Annotated in this window: 17 protein-coding genes; 8 read left to right on the top strand and 9 right to left on the bottom strand. The window is 70.5% G+C overall.

Annotated features, from left to right (window positions below):
* Window positions 1–45 precede the first annotated feature (45 nt).
* Genes NR792_RS12020 through NR792_RS12010 form a run of 3 tightly spaced genes read left to right on the top strand, consistent with a single transcriptional unit; the run spans window position 46 to window position 4,011 of the window.
* Window positions 46–1,365, top strand: coding sequence for a tetratricopeptide repeat protein (locus NR792_RS12020; protein WP_375760189.1), 1,320 nt, complete (start codon window positions 46–48; stop codon window positions 1,363–1,365).
* Window positions 1,366–1,383: 18 nt separating this feature from the next.
* Entirely contained in the window at window positions 1,384–3,231 is a 1,848-nt protein-coding gene (dnaK, locus tag NR792_RS12015) for a molecular chaperone DnaK (protein WP_375760188.1), read from the top strand.
* Between the two features lie 3 nt (window positions 3,232–3,234).
* Entirely contained in the window at window positions 3,235–4,011 is a 777-nt protein-coding gene (locus tag NR792_RS12010) for a hypothetical protein (protein WP_375760187.1), read from the top strand.
* Between the two features lie 18 nt (window positions 4,012–4,029).
* On the opposite strand, the gene NR792_RS12005 is transcribed toward NR792_RS12010, so the two are convergent.
* The 6 genes from NR792_RS12005 to NR792_RS11980 form a co-directional block, all read right to left on the bottom strand.
* A complete protein-coding gene (locus tag NR792_RS12005) occupies window positions 4,030–4,512 on the bottom strand; it encodes a MaoC family dehydratase N-terminal domain-containing protein (protein ID WP_375760186.1) in 483 nt (160 codons plus the stop codon).
* 2 nt (window positions 4,513–4,514) lie between these two features.
* Window positions 4,515–4,910: a MaoC family dehydratase gene (locus NR792_RS12000; RefSeq protein WP_375760185.1), complete on the bottom strand. Its 396-nt coding sequence runs from the start codon at window positions 4,908–4,910 to the stop codon at window positions 4,515–4,517.
* Window positions 4,911–5,009: 99 nt separating this feature from the next.
* Entirely contained in the window at window positions 5,010–9,872 is a 4,863-nt protein-coding gene (locus NR792_RS11995) for a myxosortase-dependent M36 family metallopeptidase (protein ID WP_375760184.1), read from the bottom strand.
* A gap of 544 nt (window positions 9,873–10,416) precedes the next feature.
* Window positions 10,417–11,586, bottom strand: a complete 1,170-nt coding sequence (locus tag NR792_RS11990; RefSeq protein WP_375760183.1) for an SDR family oxidoreductase — start codon at window positions 11,584–11,586, stop codon at window positions 10,417–10,419.
* Between the two features lie 23 nt (window positions 11,587–11,609).
* The gene (coaE, locus tag NR792_RS11985) at window positions 11,610–12,206 is read right to left on the bottom strand and encodes a dephospho-CoA kinase (protein WP_375760182.1); all 597 of its coding nucleotides are present in this window, start codon (window positions 12,204–12,206) and stop codon (window positions 11,610–11,612) included.
* Window positions 12,207–12,209: 3 nt separating this feature from the next.
* A complete protein-coding gene (locus NR792_RS11980) occupies window positions 12,210–12,692 on the bottom strand; it encodes a hypothetical protein (protein ID WP_375760181.1) in 483 nt (160 codons plus the stop codon).
* A gap of 135 nt (window positions 12,693–12,827) precedes the next feature.
* Here NR792_RS11980 and NR792_RS11975 point away from each other — a divergent pair, with 135 nt between their 5' ends.
* The 5 genes from NR792_RS11975 (at window position 12,828) to NR792_RS11955 (ending at window position 18,332) form a co-directional block, all read left to right on the top strand.
* Window positions 12,828–13,343 carry a multiheme c-type cytochrome gene (locus NR792_RS11975; RefSeq protein ID WP_120525928.1) on the top strand — a complete coding sequence of 172 codons (516 nt, stop codon included), beginning with the start codon at window positions 12,828–12,830 and terminating at the stop codon, window positions 13,341–13,343.
* An 11-nt stretch (window positions 13,344–13,354) separates the two neighbouring features.
* Window positions 13,355–13,975: a ribosome biogenesis GTP-binding protein YihA/YsxC gene (yihA, locus tag NR792_RS11970; protein WP_375760180.1), complete on the top strand. Its 621-nt coding sequence runs from the start codon at window positions 13,355–13,357 to the stop codon at window positions 13,973–13,975.
* Between the two features lie 39 nt (window positions 13,976–14,014).
* Window positions 14,015–15,676, top strand: coding sequence for a DUF6178 family protein (locus NR792_RS11965; protein ID WP_375760179.1), 1,662 nt, complete (start codon window positions 14,015–14,017; stop codon window positions 15,674–15,676).
* 228 nt (window positions 15,677–15,904) lie between these two features.
* Complete coding sequence (locus NR792_RS11960) at window positions 15,905–17,188, top strand: O-antigen ligase family protein (RefSeq protein WP_375760178.1); 1,284 nt, start codon at window positions 15,905–15,907, stop codon at window positions 17,186–17,188.
* Window positions 17,178–18,332 carry a glycosyltransferase gene (locus tag NR792_RS11955; RefSeq protein WP_375760177.1) on the top strand — a complete coding sequence of 385 codons (1,155 nt, stop codon included), beginning with the start codon at window positions 17,178–17,180 and terminating at the stop codon, window positions 18,330–18,332. The genes NR792_RS11960 and NR792_RS11955 overlap by 11 nt, the downstream gene beginning before the upstream one ends.
* Window positions 18,333–18,887: 555 nt before the next feature.
* Here NR792_RS11955 and NR792_RS11950 read toward each other — a convergent pair.
* The 3 genes from NR792_RS11950 to NR792_RS11940 form a co-directional block, all read right to left on the bottom strand.
* The gene (locus NR792_RS11950; protein ID WP_375760176.1) at window positions 18,888–20,534 is read right to left on the bottom strand and encodes a LysM peptidoglycan-binding domain-containing protein; all 1,647 of its coding nucleotides are present in this window, start codon (window positions 20,532–20,534) and stop codon (window positions 18,888–18,890) included.
* A gap of 93 nt (window positions 20,535–20,627) precedes the next feature.
* Complete coding sequence (locus tag NR792_RS11945; protein ID WP_375760175.1) at window positions 20,628–21,590, bottom strand: ornithine cyclodeaminase family protein; 963 nt, start codon at window positions 21,588–21,590, stop codon at window positions 20,628–20,630.
* A gap of 26 nt (window positions 21,591–21,616) precedes the next feature.
* The gene (locus NR792_RS11940; protein WP_375760174.1) at window positions 21,617–23,014 is read right to left on the bottom strand and encodes a DUF1552 domain-containing protein; all 1,398 of its coding nucleotides are present in this window, start codon (window positions 23,012–23,014) and stop codon (window positions 21,617–21,619) included.
* Between the last annotated feature and the right edge of the window lie 4 nt (window positions 23,015–23,018).

The following is a 23,018-nucleotide window of genomic DNA, read 5'->3' as shown; positions in this document are numbered from 1 at the left end:
GGACACCTACACTCGGGGATTCGCCAGCCCGCGGAACGTGACACCTTGAGCGCGCCCAACCCCATCGTCGGCCTGGGGGGCAGGACCGACCACATCGCGACGGTGCCCCACCTGGACCCGGCCCGACTCCAGCTCAGCCCGGAGGAGGGCTCGGTGCTGGCGCTGGTGGGCCGCGTCGAGCGCATCGACGCCGTCCTGTCCCGCTCCTCGCTGGGCGAGGCGCGCACCATCGCCGTGCTGCTGTCGCTGCGCGCCAAGGGGGCCATCGTGCCCGCCCGGGTGGTGCAGCGCGCGCCTCCCGCCGCCCCGGTGGTGGACGCCGCCATGGCGGAGGAGGTGGACCTCGACCCTGAACAGAAGCGCGACATCATCGAGATGGAGCGCTCGCTGGACGGGATGGACCACCACACGGTGCTGGGCGTGGCCCGGGGCGCCAGCCCCCAGGAGGTGAAGCAGGCCTATTACAACGCCTCCCGCCGCTTCCACCCGGACCGCTACTTCGGCAAGAACCTGGGCAGCTTCCGCGCCCGGCTGGAGCGCATCTTCAAGCGCCTCACCGACGCCCACAACGCCCTCAGCCGCCAGGAGCCGCCGCGCGCTCCCGCCGCCGCGCCCCCGGCCGCGCGCGCTCCCGTCACCCCGCCGCCAGCCGCTCCGGCCCCGCGCGCGCCGTCCGGCACCTTCGCCGCGGTGACGCAGCCTTCCTCCACGGGCGCGCGTCCGCCGTCGGGGGCCTTCGCCGCGGTGCCGCCTCCCGCCGCCGCGCCCGCGGATGATCCGGAGTCCGAGGCCCGCCGCGCCGAGCGCCAGGCCCGCCTCGCGCGCCACCCGTACATGGCGCGCAGCCACAAGCTCACGGAGCTCATTGCCCGGGGCAAGGCGGCCACCGCGCGCGGGGACTTCGAGCGGGCCTACCAGGACTTCAACCACGTGCTGGGCCTGGACCCGAAGAACCGCGAGGTCGCGCAGCTGCTGGTGGAGGCTCGCCGCAAGCACGACCTGCACCGCGCGCAGACGGAGGTGACGCGCGGCCAGGAGCTGGAGATGCGCGGCGACTTCGCCGGCGCGCAGGCGGCCTACCGGCTGGCCGTGTCGCTCAACGCGGACAACCCGGAGGCGGCCTTCCAGGCGGCGCGCGTGGGGCGGGAGCTGGCGCAGGACCCGCAGGAGGTGCTGAAGCTCGCGCAGCGCGCGGTGGAGCTGAAGCCGGGCAGGGCGGACTACCAGCTCCTGCTGGCCCAGCTGCTCCTGGTTGCGGGGCAGAAGAAGCAGGCCAAGCACCACTTCGAGGAGGTCGTGCGCCTGGATCCGGACAACGCAGACGCTCGCGCTGGCCTCAAGAAGCTGCGCTGGACGTTCACGTGATGAGGTGCACGCGTCCCCATGGCTGCTGAGCCCGAACCGCTGATCGGCATCGACCTGGGGACGACGAACAGCCTCGTCGCCACGGTGCAGGACGGTCAGCCCATCATCATCAAGAACCGCACCGGCCAGCCCCTCACCCCGTCCGTGGTGGCGGTGTCGAAGAACGGCAAGCGGCTGGTGGGCGGCATCGCCAAGCGGCAGGCCATCACCAACCCGCAGGAGACGGTGTCCGCGGCGAAGCGCCTCATCGGCCGCAAGTTCTCCTCGCACCCGGTCCAGGACGCGATGCGCGCGCTCACGTACCAGGTGGTGTGCGGCCAGCACGACGACGTGCGCATCCGGCTGGCGGGCCGCGACCTCGCCGTGCCGGAGGTCAGCGCCATGATCCTGGCGGAGCTGAAGGCGGACGCGGAGGCGCACTTCGGCCGGCCCGTCACCCAGGCCGTCATCACCGTGCCGGCCTACTTCAACGACGGGCAGCGCCAGGCCACCAAGGACGCGGGCCGCATCGCGGGGCTGGAGGTGCTTCGCATCATCAACGAGCCCACCGCGGCGGCGCTGGCCTACGGCTTCGGGCGCACGGTGAACGGGAAGATCGCCGTGCTGGACCTGGGCGGCGGCACCTTCGACGTGTCGGTGCTGGAGATCAACAACGGCATCTTCGACGTGGTGGCCACCGGCGGGGACACCTTCCTCGGCGGCGAGGACTGGGACCACCGCATCATCGAGTGGATGGTGTTCAGCTTCGCCAAGGAGCACGGCATCGACCTGCGCAAGGACCGCATGGCGCTGCAGCGGCTGAAGGACGCCGCGGAGAAGGCGAAGGTGGAGCTGTCGTCGGTGAAGGAGACGCAGGTGCACCTGCCCTTCATCTGCACGCCGCCGGGCGGAGGCGCCGCGCTGCACCTGCAGTCCACGCTCACCCGCGAGAAGCTGGAGGAGCTCACCGCGGACCTGGGCGAGCGCCTGGTGGGCATCACCTCGGAGGTCCTGGGCGAGGCGAAGGTGCGCCCCTCGGAGCTGAAGGAGGTCATCCTCGTGGGGGGCATGTCGCGCATGCCCCGCATCATCGAACAGGTGCGCCAGTACTTCCGCCGCGAGCCCTGCAAGGGCGTGCACGCCGAGGAGGTCGTCGCCCTGGGCGCCGCCATCCAGGCGCACGCGCTGGTGGGGCAGGAGAGCGAGCTGCTCCTTTTGGACGTCACGCCGCAGAGCATGGGCGTGGCCATCGCGGGCGGCTACGTGCGCAGGCTGATTCCGCGCAACACCACCGTGCCCACGTCCGCCACGGAGGTGTTCGCCACCTCCAAGGACTTCCAGCGCACGGTGAAGATCATGGTGCTCCAGGGCGAGCACGAGCTGGCCCACCACAACGAGCTCCTGGGCGAGTTCCTCCTCACCGGCCTGCGCGAGGCGCCGCGCGGACAGGTGGAAATCGAGGTGACGTTCGACATCAACGCGGAGGGCATCGTGTCGGTGTCCGCGCGCGACCGCGACACGGGCCTGCGCCAGTCCATCACCGTCACCGCCTCCAGCGGCCTCACCGAGGAAGAGCTGCGCCGCATCATGGAGGAGCAGCGCGACTGGCTGGTGGCGGCGCGCAACACGGAGGAACTGAAGTCCAAGCGCGTGGAGCTGGACACCCTGGCCCGGGACCTGGTGGACGCGCTCTCCCGCGTGCGGCTCATGCCCGGGGCCGGAGGCCTGTCACCGGACGTCGTCGCCCGCGCGGAAGCGGCCCTGGACCATGCGCGCCAGGCGCGCGGCGCGGAGGACGTGGGCGCGCTCACGCGGGCCTGCGAGGCCCTGGCCCAGAGCCTGCCGCTGTTGCGCTCGGCGGGACCGCGCGGAACGCCGGGGAGGTAGCCCATGAACGCGCTCCGGGCCAAGGCGCTGGTCGAAGCCGGGTTGCTGTTGCGACTGAGTGGCGACATGGCCGGCGCGGAGAAGCTGTTCGCGAGGGCCCTGGAGCTGGACCCCGGCAACGCGCGCGCGCGCCGGCTGCTGGGGCGGGACGGCCCGGGGGAGCAGGGCGGCGACACCGCGTGGAACCTGGCGAACCCCGACCAGGAGGTGGACTGGGGCGCCTGGGCCGGTCCCTCCACGCCGGGCCCCGTGGAGGCCCCCTTGCGCGAGTCCGTGAACCTGCCCGAGGGCACGGGGATGCGCGGCGACGCGCTGGACCTCATCGCGGAGGCGCACCGCACGCAGGAGTACGGGCTGCCGGACACCTTCACCCCGGCGGGCGGGCTGCCGGAGGGCTCGGAGGTGGAGAGCCTGCTGCGGGGCGCGGAGGACCTGCTGGCGCTGGATGATCACTCCGGCGCGGTGGAGCTCTTGCGCCGGGCGCAGTCGCTGGCGCCGGAGAACCCGCGCGTGGAGGCGCTGCGGGACCGCAGCGAGCGCATCCTGGTGTCCATGCTGGAGGCCCGGCTGGGGGACCTGAACCGCATGCCGCGCGTGCGGTTGCAGCCGGACGACATCATCTGGCTCAACCTGGACCACCGCGCGGGCTTCGTGCTCGCCCAGATTGACGGCGCGGTGAGCTTCGACGACCTCTTCGCGCTGTCGGGCATGTCGCGCCTGGACACCGCGCGCATCCTCGCGCAGCTGCTCGACGAGGGCATCATCGCCCCCGGCGAGTAGGCGCCGCGCTGCTTCGTGTCACGCGGGGCGGATGACGGCCGTCCAGACGCCGCGCACCACCGGCTCGCCCTTCGCGTTGCGCGTCTCCGTGGTGACGACGAGGAAGTCCATCCCGGCCTTGCGGTACAGCTCCGTAATCTGGCCCGTGGTGGTGAGCACGTCCCCGGGGCGCATCACGCCCAGGAACTCCAGCTCCTGCTCCCCGTGCACCAGCCGCACGCGGTCCACGCCCAGCTCCGGGTCCGCGATGGCGGCGCTGAAGGGGCGGATGGCGAACACCACCGCGAAGCTGGGGAAGGCGATGACGTCGCCGTAGGGCCCGGCCTGCGCCGCCTCCTGTGAATAGAGCAGGGGGCTCACGTGCTCCGGGGGCTCGCCGAAGGTGCCCGCGGAGGGCACGGAGCCGCCGAGGATGAGGGAGAACTCGCGCAGCTTCTCCCGGCCAATCTCGTAGGTGAAGGGGCCGTAGGCACGGCCGACGAACTTGGGGTCCAGGGCCATGGCTATCCGAGCGAGGTTTCGACGACGGCGCCCCGGAGGACGGGCTCGCCGCGCTGGTTGGTGGCGGTGACTTCCGTCGTCAGCCGGCCGTCCGCGACGGCGGTGACGCGGCCCTGGAAGGTGACGGTGTCTTCAGGGAGCACCGGCCGGGAGAAGCGCACCTTCACGCGGCGCACCAGGCCCGGGTCTCCCACGAAGACGGCCACGGCCTCCACGGCCCAGCCCAGCGTGCAGAGCCCCTGGAGGATGACGCCGTTGAAGCCGGCCTGTCGTCCCACCTCCGGGTCGATGTGGATGGGGTTGTAGTCCCCGGAAGCGCCCGCGTAATACACCGGCCGCAGCCGGTCGCATTGGCGGACGTGGGTGAAGGTGTCTCCCACCTGGAACGTGCGTGCCATGAGGCGCGCGAGCCTACCGCAGGAAACGAAGAAGGGGCGGCCCCCACTTGCCGTGAGGACCGCCCCCGTCACTTCAGGGCTTCAGGACGAAGCGCCGGCTTACGCCTTGCGACGGCGCGCGAGCGCCATCGCCGCGAACAGCGCCATCAGCGGCGCCATGCCGCCCGCGGAGCCGCCCGTGGACGAGCAGCCGCCGCCCTTGTTCTTCACCTTCACCGTGTAGGTCGCAGGGCCCGCGGACGCGCCGTGGGTGTCCGTGACCGTGAGGCTGAAGGTGAGGTCCGTGTCGGACTTCACGTCCGGCGCGGTGAACTCCAGCCTGGCCGTGCTGGCGCCCGTGAGGCTCACGGACGGGCCGCCCGTCTGGGTCCACGCGTAGGTGAGCGCGTCACCGTCCGGATCCTTGGCGTTGGTGGTGATGCTCACCTTGTCGCCCTCGGTCGCGGTGCTGGTGGTGCCGGACACCGTGGGGGCGCGGTTGTCCACGCTGACCTTCACGTTGACCAGGTCGGAGGCGGACTCGCCACCGGCCGTCACGGTGAGGCGGAACGACAGCTCCTCGTCCGCGACCACGTTGGGGGCGGTGAACTTCGCGGTGGCCGTGTCGGCCCCGGACAGCGTCACCGGCGTGCCGCTCACCTGGGTCCAGGCGTAGGTGATGGCGTCACCCTCGGCGTCCGTGGCGGTGCCGGACAGCGTCACCTCCGCACGGGCCGCCACTTCCTGATCCGCGCCCGCGTCCACCACCGGCGGACGGTTGACGTTCTTCACCGTCACCGCCACGGACTTCTTGGTGGAGGCCGTGCCGTCGGACACCGTGACCGTGAAGGTCAGCTGCGTGTCCTCCGTCACCTCCGGGGCCGTGAACGTGGCCTTGGCCGCGGTGGCGTTGGTCAGCGTCGCCGTGACGTCACCGGCGGTCTGCGCCCAGGAGTAGGTGAGCGCCTGGCCGTCCGGATCCGTGGAGCCGGAGGCGTCCAGCTCCGCCGTCCCGCCCTCGTTCACCGACTCCGTCGCGGTGGCGACGACGACCGGCGCGCGGTTCATGTTGTTCACGCCGATGTCGACCGTCTTCGGGAGGCTCGTCTTGCCCTGCGCGTCCGTCACCACCAGCTGGAAGGTGAGGTACTGGGTGAAGGCGACGTCCGTCACGAAGGTCGGCGTGGCGGTGGTGGCGCCGGTCAGCGTCACCGGAGCCTGGCCGCCCACCTGCGTCCACTGGTACGTGAGCGCGTCACCCGAAGCGGCGTCCGGGTCGAAGCTGCCCGTGCCGTCGAGGGTCACCGTGGTGCGCTGCACCTGGCCGTTCACGGTCGTGAACTCGGGCACCACCTGCGGGACGCCGGCGTGCGCCACCGGACGCTGGTTGCACTCGCCCGCGGTCGCCGGCTGATCCACCTGCGACGAGAACACCGGGGTCACGCCCGTGAACTTGGGCTCCGCGATGTCGATGCCGTACGCGCCCTGGCCCGCGTCAGAACCCACGCGGATGCGCAGCTGGACGCGCATGATGCCCTGCTTCTGGAAGAAGTCCTTGAAGTCGAACTTCTCCACGTTGAAGCCGGGGAACCCGGCCGACGCGCGGGCGTAGGCGCGCTGCCCCTCGATGGGGTTGCCGCCGCCCGTGGAGATGGCGACCGTGTGGTACTTCGGCGCGACGGTCGGCACCTTCGCGGTGAGCGTGTTCAGGTTCGCCCACGACACGCCGTTGGTGCTGTACTCCACGGTGGCGCCGTCGAACGGAGTCGCGGCCGCCGTGTAGTCCGTCTCGAAGGAGTGGCGGAAGTAGTAGGTGAAGGAGAAGCCCTCCGTGGCGCTCAGCGTCAGCCAGGGGCTCGTGAGCGTCATCTCACCCGGGGCGTTGGCGTCGTCAGCGTGCGCGATGCTGTCGGTATCCTCCTGGATGACCTTCCAGTCACCGCCCGCGTTGAAGTTCTCCGACACCGTCCACGCGCTCAGGCCGGACTTGAAGTACTCCGTCGTGCCGGACGTCGGCACGTCGTCGTAGTTGACGCGCGGATTGAACACCACCGTCTTCGCCGCCTCGGGGAGGCTGGCCTCGTCGAAGACGATCTTCAGCCCGGCGGTGGCACCCGCTCCGGACACGGCCGTCAGGGACACCGGCACGGTGAGCTTCGCCTCCGCGCCGCGCGCCAGCGCCGGCACGGTCACGGTCGCCGTCTGGCCACCCGAGAAGGCCACCGTCGCGGTGGTGCTGGTGGAGCTGAGGGTGCCCGTGAAGGACCCCAGCGCGCCGCCGCCCACGTTGCGCACGGTCAGGTGCAGCAGGCCCTCCTCGCCCACGTCGAGCACGCCGTCCTTGTCGCAGCCGGACCGGCTGTCATCCAGCCGCACGTCGGTGACCTCGATCGTGTTGCCCGTGACCGCGCTCTCCACCACGCCGAAGTGGTCCCACGAGTTGCGGTCCGGCACCTTGGCGCCGAAGCCCGCACCGCGCTTGGCGAAGGCCGCCACGAAGCGGCTGTAGTCGGCCGGATCGCCGGCCTGGGCCACCGCGAGGAGGGCGTCGCGCGCCTCCAGGAAGGTGGGCGCGTTCGGCGTCGCCTTGTACGAGGCGACGAGGTAGCGCTTCATCCGGTCCTGGGCCTCCTGGAACGGGTAGGCGTTGAGGAGGCTCACGTAGCACTCCCACAGCATGGAGGCCCAGATCTCACCGGCGTTGTGGACCTCGCTGTTGCGTGCGCCCAGCAGGTCGGATTCGCTCACGTTCGCGTTTTCGGGCAGCTCGATGCCGTTGGAGATGTGCCGCAGCGACAGCGCGTTCTTGGTCAGGTCCGTCGTGTAGGGCAGCCGGCGCAGGCCGTAGTAGTAGCCCTGCTTGCTGCTGCTGCTGCTGGCCCAGCCCGCGTCACCGTAGACGCCCTGGAACTGGTTGTTGCCGGCCTTGTTGCGATCCTCGTCGCGCACCTGCATCAGCTGGGCGGTGAAGTCACCCCAGCCCTCGCCCATGGAGCGGCCCTGGTTGTTCGACAGGCCGGCCGCGTTGCCGATGAGGCGGTTGGAGATGTAGTGGCCCCACTCGTGCGCGATGACCGCGTTGTCCAGCGTGCCGTCGTGGTCGTCCTTGGCGAACTTGCGCAGCGTCACGGTGACCGCGCCGTTCGCCAGCTGCGCCCGCCAGGCCGCCGCCGCGGGCTGGGTGATCATCAGCGACGGCGTCTCCATGAACGCGTCGTCCACGCCGTTGCCGCCCAGGGGGATGGGGCTGCCAGCAGTGTTGTTGCCAATGATGGTGGCGAGCGCGCCCGCCTTCTGGGCGTTGTACGACTTCACGACGAAGTTGCACGAGCCGCGATCGATGAGGGCAACCTTCCCCTTGAAGTAGTTCGCGGGGAACGGGTCGCAGCCGAGCGCGTTCGTGTCCGGGGGATTCTGGATGTCCCCCGTGACGTCGTAGTACTTGGAGCCGTAGCTGGCCGAGGCCGCCTCGTAGATGCCCTTGATGGCCTCCGGGGACTTCACGGAGAGCTCCGGCGTACCATCGAAGATGAACATCTGCATGCGCGGCGAAGCACCGTCGGACGGCGTGCTCATGTTCGCGTTGTTGCGGCCGCTGCTGTCCAGGCCCTGCGCGTGGATGGGGTCTCCCTCCACGCCGCCACGGCCGTAGTTGACGGACTGGGCGTTGCCCGAGGCCTCGTCGAAGCCGGCGTCGTAGAACCAGTCGTGCAGGAAGTTGTTGACGTAGAAGAGGTTGACCACCGCCGCCTTGGCCTGCGTGGCGTTCGCGTCCGGGGCCAGGGAGGTGTCGTAGACGTACCCGAAGGTCCGCTCCGAGGTGACCGTCGGCCGGATGTCCTTGGAGCCAGGCTGGTAGCCGTCCGGCAGCTCCAGGTCCGCGTACGCGTCCACGTTGTTGCCCGTGGTCACCGTGGCGTTGTTGGGCAGCCACGGGTCATTGAGGGCGAACGGCACGTTCGTGATCTTGATGTCCTTCGCCGCGCGGCCCAGCGGACCCTGCGAATCGTCCGGGAGGCCCGTGGGGTGGGGCGTCATGTCGTTGCCCTGGGGACCGTCCTCGGGCACGTACGGCGCCGCCGCGTCCGCGTAGACCTTGTACGTGAAGGGCTCGGCGGCCACGTCCGCGGTCAGGTTGTTGCGGAAGAGCACCTGGCCGGTGGACGCGGAGATGACGTAGCCGTAGTAGTCGCTGGAGCGCGCGGCCTTGGGGCCGGCGTTGACCTCCACGTACCAGGCGGGCTCCAGCCCGTCCGCCATCGTGAAGAACACCTGGCGGGCGCGAGCGGGGGAGACCAGGTCCTGCGGCAGCGCGGCCTTCGCGGAGGGGCTCAGCGAGAAGAAGGTGTGGTCCCCCTTCGTGCCGGCGTTGACGAACGACGCCGCCGGCGCGCTGGAGCCCGTCAGGTCCTTGAACGCGGACGAGACCGCGTCCGCGGCACCCAGGCGGAAGGCGCCGGTGCGGGACTTGGCGCGGGCGACCTGCGTGAGCTCGGACGGGGCCAGGTAGCCGCTCACGGCCACCAGGCGCTGGTCGCGGCCCATGATGACCTTGACCTCGTTGCGGAAGACCGGGATGCCGTTCACCGTCTGGTGGAACGTGGCGACGACCGCGCCCTTGCCCGTGTCATGCACCGAGCGCAGCGTGGCGCCCGCCACGTCCGTGCTGGTCAGCCGGTAGCTGTCCGCCACGGTCTTCAGGTGCGCGCGCGCCGCGGCTTCCGCCGTCATGCCGGAGCGGATGACCGACTTGGACTGCGCACCGTCCTGGGCCGCCCACGCGAACGTGGGCACGCCGAGCCGCTGCTCGGTCTGCTCGATGCGCAGACCGCGCGACGCCGCCGCGGCGGAATCCACGGACAGCGGGCGGGACTCCCGCTGCTCCAGGAACGCGTCGAAGTTCGACCGCTCCTTGGCCCACGCACTGGTACCCGCGACGGGCACCAGCAGCAGGCTGGTCAACAGCTTTTCCCTGAGACGCATGCGCCTTCCTTCTTGGGGGTGATGAACTTCCGGACGAGGGGACTGCGAGAGACGACGACTGCACGAGGAGAGGACCGCCGGGGGCGGCGGGCCTCGCCTTACGGATGGTGGGCCGTGGATGGACGACAGCCCGATAGGGAACGCTTCCCAACGCCAGAGGTCGCATGGACGACGCGAAGGCGGGGACCCGCGTGGAATGGCTGGACGTGAAACACGAACAGCGTGGGTGAGAAGCGCTTCGACAGGCCGGACAGCCGTGGCGCCACACCCGAACCCGGGAGGGCCCACTCGAATCGACTGTCAACGGTCACCGGCAAGCGCTGCGCTCCAACCCACTCTTCCGGCCACGGTTGTGTTCACCGCGCCAGGTTCAGTGGGAGCGCATGCTAACCAGGACACTGTTTCGTTGAAAAGAGGGGGCCCCTGCAACTTTGCGTTAGCAACCCAGTAACAATTGTCAGTCTGGAATAAGCCGTAGCAGCCGGGCGGGCGCGAGCGCGCGACGGGCGCCGCGCCGCACCTTGCGCCCGGGTTCAAACCCTGCTCAGCGGCGCGAGCGGGGCGCTGATACTTCGTCTTGTGAAGGCAGCGGTCCGTGGTCGAGCGGATCCTCCACCTCCGCGCCTTCCTTGCGCTGCTTGTATTGCTCACGCACGTAGGCGACGAGCTGATCCAGATACGACGACAGCGGCGGGCAGCGCACGCCGGTGCCGTCGAGCAGCTCCAGCGTGTTGTGACAGTTGTAGATGGCCAGGTGGTTCACGTAGCTGATGGCGGCGCGCTGGGGCCGCGCCAGCTTCTCCAGCACGGGCAGCCGCAGCATCACGTCCGCGGCGCGCGCGGACAGGTTGAAGCGCGGCAGCCGCTTGTGGGCCTTCTCCGCGATGAGCTCGTACACGCGCCGCGCGCTCATGGGGTTGGGGTCCACCAGGTGGAAGGTGCGCCCCTGGGCGCGTGCGTCACGCGACAGCCGCCACACGGCCTCCACCACGAAGTCCACCGGCACGACGTTGAGCGGCGCGACGCCGTTGCCCGGCAGGGGCAGCGGCACCACCAGCGGGGAGGTGACGAGCAGGATGCCCAGGTAGTAGGGGCCCTCGAAGCGGTCGATTTCTCCCGTGCGCGAGTCGCCCACCACGCTGGAGGGCCGGAAGATGGTGACGGGGAGGGTGGCCGCCGCGCGCTGCACCAGCCGCTCCGCCTGGAACTTCGTCTCCTCGTACGCGTTGCGGAAGGACTGGCCCCGGTCCAGCTCGTCCTCGGCGATGACGCCCACGCGGTCGCCGGACACGTAGCAGGTGGAGAAGTAGTTGAAGCGGGAGAGGTTCTCGCAGTCGCGCGCCAGCTCCAGCAGGTTGCGCGTGCCGTCCACGTTCACCCGCCACGCGGTCTCCTTGGGCACGCCCAGCTGTGACACCGCGGCCAGGTGGAAGATGTCCGTCACCTGTTCGCACAGGCGCTGGTACTCCTCGCCGGACAGGCCCAGGTGCATGTCCACCGCGTCACCGGTGAGCAGCTCCACGCGCGCGCCCTGCACCTTCGCCGCGAGCGCCTGCGCCTCCTTGAAGGCCTTGGGCTGCACGAGCGCGTAGATGTGCCCTTTCGGGTCCTCCCGCGCGATGTGCTCCACCAGCCGCTTGCCGATGAACCCCGGGTAGCCGGTGATGAAGTAGGTGCCAGGCCTGTCGTGCCGCGTCTTCGACGTCTCGCTCATGCGCGGCGCAGCATAACCGCCCGTCAGCCGTGCGCGAGCATCGCCCGCCACACCGCCTCCACCTGCGGGCGGGTGGCCTCTGGAGCGCCGCTGTTGTCGATGACCCACGTCGCGTGCGCGCGCTTGTCATCCAGCGCCATCTGCGCCTGGAGGCGGGCTTCCGCCTGGGCCGCGTCCAGCCCGTCGCGCGCCATCAGCCGCGCCTTCTGCACCTCGCGCGGCACCCACACCACGGCCACGCCCGCCATCGCCGCGTGCAGCCCGGTTTCAATCAGCAGCGGCACGTCGTAGACGGCGTGGGTGACGCCTTCGGCCTCCAGCGCCTGGAGCTTCTGGAGGAAGAGGGCGCGCACCTCCGGGTGCACGATGGCGTTGAGGGCGGCCCTCTCCGCGGGGTCCGCGAAGATGTGCGCGCCCAGCTTCACCCGGTCCAGGCGGCCGTCGGGGCCCACCACGCCGGGGAAGCGCTCCGAGATGCGCTGGAGGCCGGGCGTGCCGGGCTCCACCACCTCCCGGGCGAGCACGTCCGCGTCCAGCACGCGCGCGCCCAGCTCCCGCAGCATCCGGCTCACCGTGCTCTTGCCGGAGGCGATGCCGCCCGTCAGGCCGAAGACGTGCACGGGCTACTTCGCGGCCTTGGGCGTGGTGAAGACGAAGGACTGCACCGTCTTGCCGTCCTCGTTGAAGAAGATGGCCACGCCCAGCTTCACGTAGAGGAAGTAGGTGCGGAAGTCGTCCGTGAGCTTGCGCAGGTAGCAGGGCGTGGCGGGCATGGCGCCGGCCGGGCACGCGGGGCCGTAGCTGTTCTCGATGGTGTCCTTCTCGATGACGGGCGCGGGGAACACGTCGATGCGCTCCACCAGCTGGGTGGCCGGGTCCACCTTGAACTGGGCCTGGGTGGTGCCCTTGATGGCCTCCTTGGCGAAGTAGGCCAATATCTCCTTGCCGTCCTGGCTCATGGTCCGGGACGGCTCCCCGAACTTCTTCACCACGTCCTCCTTCTTGGAGGACCCGGGCTCGATGCCCTGCCACGGCTTGGCGGAAGCAGGCAGGGAGACGACAGCGACGGCAACGGCGAACAGGACGGCAATCACGGGGGTCCGCATCTCGACTCCTCCCTAGCGGATCAGGCAGGCACGTCTCAAGGTCCGTTACCTCAAGCCACGCACCTGTCCACCCGGTATTCAATCACGAACGAGACGCCTTGCCCCCTCCAGGGGCCTCTGCTACGTGCTCAAGGCATGTCTTCTCGTGCCTTCCGGGTCTTTTCCGCCCTCCTGCTCGCCGTGTGTGGTGGCCTCGCTGGCGCCGCGGACTTCACGGGTCCCGACAGCTGCAAGGGCTGCCACCCGGAGGCGTACGACGCGTGGATGAAGTCCAAGCACGCCCGCGCCACGGAGACGCTGGCGGAAGGGCAGAAGAAGGACGCGCGCTGCCTGTCCTGCCACGCGCCGGACCAGGCGGAGCAGCAGCTGTCGGCCGTCACCTGCGAGACGTGCCACGGCGGCGGGCAGTACTACTCTCCGTCCTACGTGATGAAGGACCCGGAGCTGGCGCGGCTGGTGGGCCTGGTGGACCCGTCGGAGAAGCAGTGCCGCACCTGCCATGACGCCTCGTCGCCGTCCCTGCGTCCGTTCGACTTCAAGGAAGCGCTGAAGGCCATCGACCACTGGTCCGCCGAACGTGCCCGCAAGCAGACCCGCGCGGACGCGACCCCTGCCCCCACGACGCCGGCTCCCGCCACGGCGAAGAAGTAAGTGACCCCCGCTTGATCAAGATTATCGACGCCCGCTTCGTCACCACCGCCGTGGAGCTCAAGGGCCTGCCCACGGACCACGCCGCGGAGGTGGCCTTCGTCGGCCGCTCCAACGTCGGCAAGTCGTCCATGATCAACGCCCTGACGAACCGGCGGAAGCTGGTGCGCGTGTCCAACACGCCGGGGCGCACCCGCACGCTCAACTTCTTCGACGTGGACCTGGACCGCGACGGCGTGCGCCACACGGTGCGCCTGGCGGACCTGCCCGGCTACGGCTTCGCCAAGGCGAGCAAGGCGGACAAGGCCCAGTGGCAGGAGATGATCACCACCTACCTCAAGAACCGGCACCGGCTGGAGGTGGTGGTGAGCATCATCGACGCGGAAGTGGGCCCGACGCCGGAGGACATGCAGACGCTGGACTACCTCCAGGAGCACAACCGCCGCATCCTCGTCGTGGCCACCAAGGTGGACCGGCTGACGAAGGCGCAGCGCAAGCCCCGGCTGCACAAGCTGGCGGAGCAGCTGGAGCTGCCCCGCGAGGCGGTCATCCCGTTCTCCTCCACGGAGAAGCTGGGCGTGGAGGAGGTGTGGGGCACGCTGCTGGACACCTTCGGCAAGGCCACCCGCGTCTGAGGCTGCCGGGGCCGGGCGCGCTGTGGTAGCACCCCCGGCGTGTCCCAGAACGGCAAGACGAATGGTGGTGGTTCGCCCCTCGCGCCCCGCGAGGAGCGTCAGCGGTTGATGCGCCTGTCCCCACGCCAGCGGGTGGCGGCGCTCTTCGACGCGGAGGACACGGCCGCGCTGGTGCGCTCACTGCCGGCGGAGGACCTCTACGTCACCATCCAGGAGGTGGGGCTGGCGGACACGACGGAGCTCGTGCAGCTGGCCTCCCCCGCGCAGTTCCGCACCTTCGTGGACCTGGGCGGCTGGGCGAAGGACAAGCTGGAGCCGCACGCGGTGCTCACCTGGCTGCGCGCCGCGCGCGGGGACGAGCAGGAGGACTTCCTGCGCAAGGTGCACGCGGTGGACCTGGAGGTGGTGGAGACGCTCCTCAAGGAGTTCACCGTCGTCCACGACCTGGAGGAGAACCCGGACGTCAACCCGCAGGGCATGACGCTGGAGACCCCGGAAGGGCGCTACCTGGTGGAGATCAAGGTGGAGGGCGTGGAGATGTCCGCCATGCGCGCGCTCCTCAACGACCTCATCGCGGAGAACCCCTTCGAAGCCGTGCGCCTCTTCGAGGCCGTGCGCTGGGAGATTCCCTCCGAGCTGGAGGAGACCGCGTTCCAGTTCCGCCGCGCGCGCCTGTCCGACCTGGGCTTCCCCTCGCTGGAGGACGCCCTGACGCTCTTCAGCCGCGTGGACGTGCCGCCGCGCCCCAAGGGGGCCGGGACGCCCGCGCTCACCGCCGCGGGCGGCCACGTGGACTACCTGGAGGCGGCCTTCCGCGACCTGTCCGACGTGGAGCGGATGAACGCGGAGGACGAGCTGCGGGAGGTGGCCAACGCGGTGCTCGTCGCGGAGCTGGGCGACCCGGGCGACCTGGACGCCGTGCGCCGCGTGGGCGAGTGGGTGCGCGACTACCTGTCGCTGGGCCTGGAGCACCTGACGGGCGCGGACCCCGCGAAGGCGCCGGAGGTGCTGCGCGACACGCCCCTGCGCCGCGTCTTCCAGGTGGGCTTCACGCTGACGCTCCAGCTCAAGTACCGCGCGGACCGCCTCTTCAAGGCGCCCTTCGTGAAGCTGGACGACGTGCCGCTGGTGCTCCCGGAGGAGGCCGCCGCGCTGGAGGCCCTCCGCCGCAAGCGTCCCCGCAGGGCCCTGCGCGTCCCTGGCGCGGAGGCCGTGCCGTTCCGCTCGCTCCGGGAGGTGGCCGGCTCGGAGGTGCTGCTCGCGCGCGCGGAAGGCCAGGTGGCGGCGCTGGGCGCGCTGCTGGGCGGCAACGAGGACGCGGCGCGCACCGTGCTGGCGCGCTTCGGCGTGTCGCTGGACGTGCTGGGCGTGGAGCGGCTGTGGGCGGCGGGCGTGTCCATGGCCGTGCTGGAGGAGCGCGTGGACGTGCGGCCCGTGCCGCTGGGGCGCACGGCGGAGCTGGGGCAGCGCCTCTTCGAGGGCCCCCCGGAGTCCCCGCGCCTCAGGGCGAGCGCGGCGGAGCGCGCGGTGGCGGCGCTGTCCCCCGCGGTGCCGGAAGCGGCTCGCGAGGAGCTGCGTCGGGTGGTGAACAGCACGCTGGCGCGGCTGCTGTCGGAGCTGGGCCCGGCGTGGCTGCGCGAGGGGCGCTTGGATGTGATCGCCTCCGCGGTCCTACCGATGGAGAGCGCGCCGGTCCCGTAGCTTTTTCAGCCTTGCCCGGCCCGGCGGTCCAGGGCGGCCTCGCAACCGCCCGAAGACACAGGCCTCTTTCGCTGCCATCCCCTGGCACGCGCGCTGCTTTGCCCCTCGCCCGCTAGCTGTTCGCCGTTGCTTCTTGCCACCTGGCAAGAACCCGACGGCCAGGAATCCACGAGGGCCAGGGGCACGCGTGTGACGGGACGAGCGACCGACAGCGAAGGGGTGGGGTACATGGGACCGGGCGCGGATGGGCAGCGTCGCGACGTACTGGCTTTCTACATGCTCGCGGCGTTCGCGGCGGTGATGTACGCGGTGCCGGGTGAGTGGATCCCCGCGCTGGAGCCGCTGCGGCTCGCGCTGCTGACGTCAGGGCTGGGCGCGGGCTTGATGGTGATGCGCCGCATTGGCAAGGCGGAGCCCATCTTCTTCGACGGGGCGCGGGGCATCGCGCTGCTGGCGTTCTCGTCGCTGGCGTTCTGCTCGGTGGCGTGGAGCGTGAACCCGGAGGTGACGCGCTTCCAGGGCGTGGAGCTCTTGAAGCTCACGGCCATCTACCTGACGCTCGTCAACGTCATCACCACGCCCAAGCGGCTGGCGGTGATGTGCGGCGCCATGGTGCTGGCCGCCATCGTGACGTCTATTGGCGTCATCAACTGGTACATCGTCGGCGAGAACATGGTGGAGGGCTTCCGCTCGCGCTGGGTCGGCGTGTACGCGGACCCCAACCACATGGCCATGAACATGGTGCTGGTGGTGCCGCTCGCGGTGGCGTTCCTCGCGCGCAAGAGCACCCCGTGGGTGTTCCGCGTGCTGTGCGCGGTGTCCGCGGTGCTGGCGGTGGTGGCCATCGTGCTGTCGCACTCGCGCGGCGGCTTCATCGGCCTGTCGGTGGCCATGGCCATGTGGGCCATCCGTGAGAAGCGCCGCATGCAGGCCATCGTGCTGGGCACCGTGTTCGTCGCGGGCCTGGCGGTGTTCGCGCCCAAGAGCTTCTGGCAGCGCAACGAGACGGTGACGTCGTTCCACGAGGACGCGTCCGCCATGGGCCGCGTCTACGCGTGGCAGGTGGCCAGCCGCATGAGCCTGGACAAGCCGCTTCTGGGCGTGGGCGCGGGCGGCTTCCGCTACGCCTGGTTCGAGTACGCGCCGCCGGAGGCGCGCCGCGCCTACGTGGCGCACAACATCTTCCTCGACGTCATCGGGGAGCTCGGGTGGATTGGCCTCCTGTGCTTCCTGGTGTTCTCGGGCGGGGCCGTGGGCGGGGCGGTGGCCGCGTCGGCGGACTCGGAAATGGGGTGGCTGGCCAGAGCGCTGTCCGCGGCGGTGGCGGGCTACCTCATCTGTGACTTGTTCTCGGGCTACATCCTGTCCGCGCACTGCTACGTGCTCTTCGGCCTGGCCGCGAGCGCGCACCGCATCGCGCAGGCACGGGAGCGCGCCCTGGCGGTGGGGAGGCAGCCGGCGCTGGACCAGGCACCGGTGGCCACGTGGGAGGGGTCTGGGCATGCGGCGTGAGGATGCGCGGATGGGGCAGGAGCCCCTCCGCCTGGTGCAGTTCACCCGGTCGTTCCACATTGGCGGCACCGAGGTCCAGGTGCTGGAGCTGCTGCGAGGCCTGCCCTCCAGCTACCGGTTGCAGGTGTCGGTGCTGGAGGAGGAAGGGCCGCTGATGGGCTCGGTCTGGAAGCTGGGCCACGCGCCGGAGGTGTTCTCCCTCGAAGGGTCGCTGCTCAAGCCCAACACGCTGTTCCAGATCCACCGGATGTCCCGCTGGCTCAAGGCCAACCGCGTGCAGCTGGTGCACGTGCACGACTTCTACTCCAGCATCCTCGCGGTGCCGGCCGCGAAGCTCGCGGGCGCGAAGGTCATCGTCGGCCGGCTGGACCTGTCCCACTGGCAGGGCAAGGCCCGCCGCCTGCTGCACGCGCGGATGACGCGCCTGGCGGACCACGTCGTCGCCAACGCGGAGGCCATCCGCCAGCTGCTCATCCACGAGGAGGGGCTGCCCGCCTCGCGCATCTCCGTCATCCACAACGGCCTGGACCTCCAGCGCTTCGACGCGCGCGCGGCGGAGGGGCTCAAGGCCGCCGTCCCGGACACCGGCGGCGCGCCCACCGTCATCCACGTCGCCAACATGAACCACCCCGTGAAGCGGCAGGAGGACCTGCTCCTCGCGCTTGCCATGCTGCGTCATGAGGGGACGAGGCTGAACGCCTGGCTCGTGGGAGACGGGCCGCGCCGGCCGGAGCTGGAGAAGCTGGCGCACGAGCTGGGGGTGGCGGACGGGGTGCGCTTCCTCGGGCACCGGAGCGACGTCCCGGCCCTCTACGGACGGGCCACCTTCGGCGTCCTGTGCTCCACCGCGGAGGGCATGTCCAACGCGGTGATGGAGGGCATGGCGGCCGGGCTGCCCATGGTGGTGACGCGGGTGGGCGGCAATCCGGACCTCATCACGGACGGCGAGCGCGGCCTGGTGGTGGAGCCGGAGCGGCCCGCCCAGCTGGCCCAGGCCTTCCGCCGGCTGCTGGCCAACCCCCAGGAGGCCCGGAAGATGGGCAAGGCCGCTCGGGGCTTCGTCGCCCGGGAGCTGTCCCTGGAGAAGATGGTGGGCCGGCATGACGCCCTGTACCGCCAGGTGGCAGGGCTGCCCCCGGGCTGAAACCCGCCCTCCAGGGCCGGGAAATGTCAGACCGATCCGGATAATTCACGCCCGTCCTCAAGCAATTGGGGGCGGGTGCGTTCGTAGGAAGGGGGAGGTACTTCCCTCGGCAGGGCCTGTGTGTGCGCAGGTTATAGATGGGAATAGTACGATTTTCGTGGATGTTTGTGGGCCGGGTGTGGTAATGGCGCCTCGCATGTTGCCGGAGACGGCAAGCGTGCTCACCCTGGCGGTGGCGGATCAGGCGGTGCAGGAATCACCGCGGATGCGCAGGGGTTTTTGAGGAAGACGGACGTCGAGCGCGGGGCCCGGAGGTCACGGGACGCGGGGCGGACGGCAGGAAACATGAAGGTGGCGTGGGGCCAGGCCTTCGGGCCGCTTCACATCCGCCGCGACTTTACGAGGCCCTGCCAGTCGGCACGCGGCCCGGGGCGCTCGCCGGTAAAACTCCAAGGTGCCGGCGAGCGCTCTCTTTTTTGTCTCACGGTTGCAGCTGCACACCCGGGCGTCCTGACGGGTCCTCCCCGCGCGGAGGACGCACCGGGTGGGGGACGGCTAGAAGCCCTTCTCGGCCAGGTACTGCGCGCGAGCCCACACGTCGGCGGAGTAGTCGCCGCCGGTGGAGGCGTGGATGCCCCGGGCCTTGTTGCCCCGGTCCATCTCGTCGGGTGAGTTGCCGTAGACGCCCGGGCGGTTCCTCTCACCGACGCCGCGGTTGTAGGCGGAGACGGCACCGCGGAGCTGATCCGCTTCGGACCAGTCCGGGTGGACCTTCTTCATCGTGTCCAGGTTGCGCTTGAGCAGGTTCGCGGCTTCGCGGATGTGCTCCTCGCTGTACGGCCCGCCCTTGATCAGCTGCGGGTTCTGCTTCTTGTCGATCTGCATGAGCCCGTAGCCATTGGGGTCGTATTTGGCGGTGCCGTCGGACTTCAGCGCGCCGCCACCCCGGGACTCGCGGCTGGCGATGGCCGCGAGGAGCGCGGACGGCACGCCGGTCTCCTTGGCCACCTTCTGCAGGGTGGCCTTGTGCTTCTCCAGGCGCGCGCGGTCGTTCTCCGCCATCTTCCGCGACCCTTCGACGCCCGCCGGGGCCTTGTCCTGCTTCGCCGTCGCGGCCGACGCGCCCGTCGTCTTCACCTTGCTCAGGATGTCGTTGTTGACGGCGTTGGTCGGGCCGGTCTGCTGGGTCTTCGTAGTGGAGGTGGTGGACCGGGTCTGCTTCGCGTCCAGGTTCACCTCTCCGCCGGCCTTCGCGGTGACGGGGTTCGGCGTGCCGGTGACGCCGCCGCTGGCGAAGGTGTCGCCCGACGTGGAGGACTGGGGCGCGGCGCGCACCGGCTTGCCGCCGGTGAAGGTCACGCCCTGGCCGTAGGAGCGGTAGGGGTTGCCGCTGGTCGCCACCAGCGAGTTGCCCTCGCGGCGCAGGGTGATGGGCTTGCCGCCGTTCGGATCATTCGCGCGGTAGGTGCCGTCCGCGTTCTTGCCGGTGACGGTGATCCAGTGGTCCGGGGTCGCGGTGTTCTTGGTGCGGTAGTTCACGCCCAGCACCACCGGCTTGCCGGCGGCGAGGTTCTTGTCGATGAGCTCCGGCGACATCGTTCCGCGCTCGCGGTGCGCGGTGATTTTCGGGTCGTTGCCCGTCACGCCGCCCGTCTTCTCGAAGTTCACGGCGTTGCCGGAGTAGCCGCCGCTCTTGTCCAGGTACGCGTCCATCTCCCGGGGCGTGATGGTGCGGCCGCTGAGCGCGCTCAGCGCCATGGCGGTGGAGGAGATGGCGCAGCCCTGCGACTGGACGCTGTTACGGCTCTTGGCATCCACCGTGCCCGCGCCGCCCAGCCGGCGGCTCTCCCAGTCGGAGTCGCCCTGGTTGTAGAGGGGCACGCCGTCCCGGGTCGGATAGCGCTTGTCGGCGCGGACGGGGTCCTGGAACGTCTGGGCCGACTTCGTGGTGGGCGTCTGGGCGGGCGTGAAGACGTCCGCGGTCCGCGAGGTCTGCTCCTGGCGGGTGGGCTGCTGCGTCTGCTGGGCCGTGGTGCCCTGGGGACGGGACGCGCCCCCGGGCACGACGAGCTTCTGGCCGGCGAGGATCTTGTTCGGATCCTTGATGTTGTTGGCCTTGGCGAGCGCGTCGACCGTCGTTCCGTGCTGGCGCGCGAGCGCGCTCAGCGTGTCACCACGGCGGATGGACAGGTTCTGGGACAAAACGGGCCTCCTGGGATGTGTGGAAAGCGGTGCTTTCCTCCCAGGAAGCGGGCACCCGGATTGTTTTGCATTTCCGGGTGCCGACGGGGTGCGTCAGGCGTCTTCGACGAGGTCGAAGCGCTGGCCCACGCCCCTGGCGAGCGCGACGTCGTAGAGCGCGCGGGCCAGGGCCACGTCCTGCACGGCGAGGCCGGTGGAGTCGAAGATGGTGACCTCGGTGCCGGTGCGGCCGGGCTTGCGGCCGGCGACGACCTCTCCCAGCGTGCCGGCGAGCTGCTCCGTCTTGAGCAACCCGTCGTGCAGCGGCACGTTGACCTCGCCGGAGTGGAGCGCCTGCTCCGCGTCGTCAATGAAGACGCGCCCGTCGACGAGCAGGCGGGGATCCAGCTCCTGCTTGCCGGGGGCGTCCGCGCCCATGGCGTTGATGTGGGCGCCGGCCTGGACCCACTCACGGCGGACCACGGGGGTGCGCGCAGGCGTGGCGGAGCAGACGATGTCCGCGCCGGAGGCCTCCTGGAGGCTCACCACGCGGCCGCCCTTCTCCTTCTGGAGGGCTTCCGCGGCCTGGGTGGACACGTCCGCCATGAGCAGCTCCAGGTCCCCGAAGAGGGCGCGGTGCGCGTCGATGAGGACGCGCGCCTGCACGCCGCAGCCGACGAGGCCCAGCGTGCGGGGCTGCTTCCGGGCCAGGTACTTGGACGCGATGCCGCCCGCGGCGCCGGTGCGCCACGCGGTCAGCAGCGTGCCGTCCAGGATGGCCAGCGGGGACGCGGTGTCCGGATCGCTGAGGACGTAGACGGCGCGCACCGTGGGCAGGCCGTGCTTGCGCGGGTTGTGGGGATGGGCGTTGACCCACTTCACGCCGGCCGCGCCGTCGAGGAACGCGGGCATGGCGCGGAAGTCGCCGTCGTACTTCGGCAGGGACAGGTACACCTTGGGGGGCATGAGCGCGTCACCGCGGCCATGGGCCAGGAAGGCACGCTCGACGGCTTCCAGACCGAGCTCGACGGTGTACAGGCTGCGCAGGTCCTTCGCGCTGAGGAGGAGGGTGGGCATGGGCGCCGCTATACCGTACTCATGGCTCAGCCATACAGCTCGCTCAGCGGTCCCGGCGCGATGCGCGTGCTGCCCTCCTGCCCGAAGGTGTTGAAGTCCGCGTCTCCGAACGCGTGGCCGAGCGTGTTGAAGAGGTTGGAGACCTGCCGGTTCCGGGCCGCGTCGTACTTCGGGTAGACGACCGTGCGCCCGTCCGTCTTCAGGCCCAGCGCGTTGCCGCCCACCACGAGCTTCGGCCACTCACGCGAGGTGGAGTGGTGCTGCTCGCCGTTGTCGGACATGAAGACGATCGCCGTGTGATCCAGCATCGACCCGCTCGCGCCGACCTCGGGCGTGGCGGCCAGCGTCCTCGCCAGGTTCGCCACCAGCTGCACGTGGCGGCGGGTGACCTCGGCGACGCGCTCCCAGTTCTGCCCCGCATCCAGGCCGTGCTGCAGGTTGTGTCGCGGGGTGTCGCTCACGTCCGGGCCGTAGGACACGTCGAAGCCCGAGGTGCCCGTCGCCAGCACGACCGTGTTCGTCAGCCCGCCCAGCAGGGACGCCGTGGCGATCTGGAACTGCGCCTCGAACCACTTCAGCGAGTCGGGCGGTGAGCCCGCTCCGGTGAGCAGCGGGTTGTCCTTCGGCGCCAGGGGCAGGTAGGGCCGCACGCGGTCCGCCATGCCCGTGAGCTGATCCTCCCGCGTGCGCAGTGACTCGAGCGAGGAGACGTAGCGCTCCAGCTTCAGCCGTTCGTTGGAGTTGCCTTTGAACTCCGCCAGCGCCTTGCGCGAGTCGGCCAGCGCGAAGTCGAAGAGCATCTTGCGATCGCGCCCATTCGTCGAGCCGCCGAGCAGCGAGCCGAAGGTGCTGTCGAACGCGAGCGACGGGTTGACGATGATGCCCGCGGGCTTGCGGGGGCCGAGCGCGCAGGTTTCGTACACGATGGACACGCGCGCGGAGCTGGTGCCCAGGCGCAGCACGTCGAACGGTGCACCCCGGCGCAGGCGAGGGGCGATCACCGCGTCGAAGGTCGCGCCCGCGCCGTTCACCGCGCAGCTCAGCCCGCCCGTCCCGCTGGAGTGCCCGCCGCCCGCGATGAGGTTCGAGAGCCCCAGCAGCACGGCGGAGCGGTTCACCAGGTCGACGTTGCCGGAAGACGCCGCCAGCGGCCCGAGGCTGATGGCGCTGGCGAGATCGTCGCCCTCACGCACCAGCGGCGTGTCCTTGTACGCGTCCCAGAAGATGCGGTCGGAGGTGTTGGCGCGGCCACCCAGCGCCGCGCGGGTGCCCGTGCTCAGGAGCGCGCGGGGGTAGACGCCATTGCACTCGAGGACCAGCACCAGGCGCGCCGGCAACTTGGACGACTGGGCGTAGACGTCGTGGAAGTAGGGCGCGAAGAGGCCAGCGGCCATGCCCTTCAGGACGGTTCGTCGCGAGAACATGGCA

The sequence above is a fragment of the Corallococcus exercitus genome, assembly GCF_042231735.1.
Lineage (GTDB): Bacteria > Myxococcota > Myxococcia > Myxococcales > Myxococcaceae > Corallococcus > Corallococcus exercitus_B.
The sequence above is the reverse complement of the archived record's forward strand: the minus strand, read 5'-3'. Positions and strand labels throughout refer to the sequence as shown.

Bases quoted from the DNA above. Each gene is read 5' to 3' on its own strand.
- NR792_RS11995 (WP_375760184.1), bottom strand. From the start codon at position 9,872: ATGCGTCTCAGGGAAAAGCTGTTGACCAGCCTGCTGCTGGTGCCCGTC.
- dnaK (WP_375760188.1), top strand. From the start codon at position 1,384: ATGGCTGCTGAGCCCGAACCGCTGATCGGCATCGACCTGGGGACGACG.
- NR792_RS11955 (WP_375760177.1), top strand. From the start codon at position 17,178: ATGCGGCGTGAGGATGCGCGGATGGGGCAGGAGCCCCTCCGCCTGGTG.
- NR792_RS11945 (WP_375760175.1), bottom strand. From the start codon at position 21,590: ATGCCCACCCTCCTCCTCAGCGCGAAGGACCTGCGCAGCCTGTACACC.
- NR792_RS11990 (WP_375760183.1), bottom strand. From the start codon at position 11,586: ATGAGCGAGACGTCGAAGACGCGGCACGACAGGCCTGGCACCTACTTC.
- NR792_RS11960 (WP_375760178.1), top strand. From the start codon at position 15,905: ATGGGACCGGGCGCGGATGGGCAGCGTCGCGACGTACTGGCTTTCTAC.
- NR792_RS11975 (WP_120525928.1), top strand. From the start codon at position 12,828: ATGTCTTCTCGTGCCTTCCGGGTCTTTTCCGCCCTCCTGCTCGCCGTG.
- NR792_RS12000 (WP_375760185.1), bottom strand. From the start codon at position 4,910: ATGGCACGCACGTTCCAGGTGGGAGACACCTTCACCCACGTCCGCCAA.
- NR792_RS12005 (WP_375760186.1), bottom strand. From the start codon at position 4,512: ATGGCCCTGGACCCCAAGTTCGTCGGCCGTGCCTACGGCCCCTTCACC.
- NR792_RS11980 (WP_375760181.1), bottom strand. From the start codon at position 12,692: ATGCGGACCCCCGTGATTGCCGTCCTGTTCGCCGTTGCCGTCGCTGTC.
- NR792_RS12010 (WP_375760187.1), top strand. From the start codon at position 3,235: ATGAACGCGCTCCGGGCCAAGGCGCTGGTCGAAGCCGGGTTGCTGTTG.
- NR792_RS11940 (WP_375760174.1), bottom strand. From the start codon at position 23,014: ATGTTCTCGCGACGAACCGTCCTGAAGGGCATGGCCGCTGGCCTCTTC.